Source organism: Synechococcus sp. B60.1, from assembly GCF_047462555.1.
Lineage (GTDB): Bacteria > Cyanobacteriota > Cyanobacteriia > Thermostichales > Thermostichaceae > Thermostichus.
In genome coordinates this window covers 1-2,089 of sequence record NZ_JANSJN010000184.1, presented here as the reverse complement: position 1 = coordinate 2,089, position 2,089 = coordinate 1, and the positions used below count along the sequence as shown (strand labels likewise).

At 55.7% G+C, this 2,089-nt stretch carries 1 protein-coding gene and 1 pseudogene; both read right to left on the bottom strand.

Annotated features, from left to right (window positions below; translation table 11 throughout):
- Positions 1-336: 336 nt before the first annotated feature.
- Positions 337-1,140 (bottom strand): hypothetical protein, encoded by an 804-nt coding sequence (locus NW863_RS12850; protein WP_414366833.1) that lies wholly within the window; start codon positions 1,138-1,140, stop codon positions 337-339.
- A gap of 364 nt (positions 1,141-1,504) precedes the next feature.
- A pseudogene (locus NW863_RS12845) lies at positions 1,505-2,089 on the bottom strand (hypothetical protein); the annotation flags it as partial.

Here is a 2,089-nt window from a genome sequence, read left to right as displayed (position 1 = left end):
AACAACAAAGGCGCCACCGGCTACGGCGTGCGCACCCTGGTGGAGTGGGTCTTGGCGCGGCAGGCTGCAGCCACCTCCCCCTAGCCTGGTTGCTTGCTATTGTTCTCCGCTCCCAAGGTTCTGCTTGTTGCGGCAGTGAGATTGCCCACAATCGCTTCTTGACCCTAGCAGCTTATGATCGAGATGTTGCTAGGCGCCGGCAGTTTACAGGATCCCTCCTTAGGCTTTGTTGAAAACAGTGTTGCTACTCGTAAGGGGAGTAGAGCTTCCCAAGCCTTGCTTGGGTCAACAGCAAGAACTCTAGACCGACCCTAATTGAAAGTCACAGTAGCTGGGTTAAGGAATGAAAGTCACAGTAGCTGGGTTAAGGGAAGTTACTGGCGGCGCCCCACTGCTGAAGAGAGTAACTGGGGGATTTGTGTAAGTTGCCGCCACTGGACTGATCTGTTCCACAGATACAGAAACCACGCAGGAGGAATTCGGAGCCAGAGTTCCACCTTGAAGGGCAATCGTGGTTGAAGGAATTGCTGGTTGTGTTAAGGAAGCAGGAATGCTGGGGTTTGCCTTGAGCTCGCCACCACACGTATTTAAAGTAACTGCATTCACTTCAGTAATTCGCAAACCACCTGGCAAAGCATCTATAAAGCTGAGTCCAGACAAAGGTACAGGAGCATTGTTGGTGATGGTAAAGATAACGGCTACAGTGCCGCCTGCTGTTGCTGTGCTAGGGCTAAACTCTTTGGTAAAGGTTGGAGGAGGAACTTGGTTTACGGTTAGGCTGACAGGTGCGCTTTGAGCGGCAGGAGCCTGGTTGCTGGTGAGCGTTGTGGCAGGGTTCGTGTAAGTGCCCACGTTTGCAGCAACCACCTGAACGCTTATCAAGCAGCTTGAATTGGGACTAAGCTGGCCACCGGTCAGAGAAATAAAGCTTCCATTTGCAGGGGCGCTTGCAGTTCCCCCACAGGTATTGTTGAGGTCAGGAGCGGCAGCAACGGATAGCCCTGCCGGCAAGATTTCCGCAAAGCTGAGGCCGGTCAGTTGGATGCCGGAGTTGTTGGTGATCGAAAAACTTAAAGTAACAGGAACACCTGCCGAAGTCGTGCTCGGACTAAAGCTCTTGTTAAAGGTTGGAGGAGCCAAGGGGGCCGGAGGCAACCCAACAATGCTGGGAGAAGGGTTGGGGCTGGGCAAGGGTGGGATCGTCGGCGCCGAGACGGGAGGGGGCACGAGAGGGCTGGGCTGGGTTGGGGGAGCAGCTCCAACGGGAGGAGTAGCCGGCACTCCCACGCCAGTTCCGCCGGGTTCTACACTTGGGTTTTGCACAGGAAAGATCGGCCCAGGTATAAAGCTGGTTGCATTCTTATCCTTCGCCTGTTGGCAAGCCGTCAGCAAACCAACACAGAGGCAAGCCAAAACCCCAGCCAGCTTTCCGGTTTTCATTCCCTCATCCTCCTGACCTTAAATCTCTCGCAGCAGTTAAACACTGCCCTTAGCCAGCTTCACGCTAGGTAGCCTGAGCGCGTGCCTCTAATCTTAGGGCTTGGCCAAACGAATCGCGAATGACCAGGATCACCAAAACCCTTTCTCCGGCAAAAACGTTGGCATTGTAGGCCACCAGATCAGCCGGGAAGGTAAAGCCATTGGTGAGGGTGATCCCGTCGGTTCGGTCGGCGTAGCTGTTGCCTCGGCCTATGAGCGTATTCCTAAACTGCTCGATGGCTGTCGGCAAGAAAATGCTGGTAATATCTGTGCCGCGGCTGATGTTGAAAAACTGCAGCTCTACGCTGGCAATGACCCCTGGCACCAACAAGCCGCGCAAGGTAACTGTTACAAAAGCGGATCCCACTGGGGGAATCACAGCAGGGTTTGCCGGGGTAGAGAGCAAAAGGTTGAATTCCCCAGCTGGCCGCAAGCTGGGTGGATCCGGCAGGTCAGGCTGAATGGGTGGCGGCGTGATGGGGGCAAAGTCTGGCCCAGGGCGGAAGGTGATGGGTGTGAGGTTGGGCGAGATGGTGGGGGCCACGGCCACGGGAGGAGGCGTGGATCCATTGGCGGTCAAGAGGGGTGGCAAGCCGCCCGTGGTCTCGCT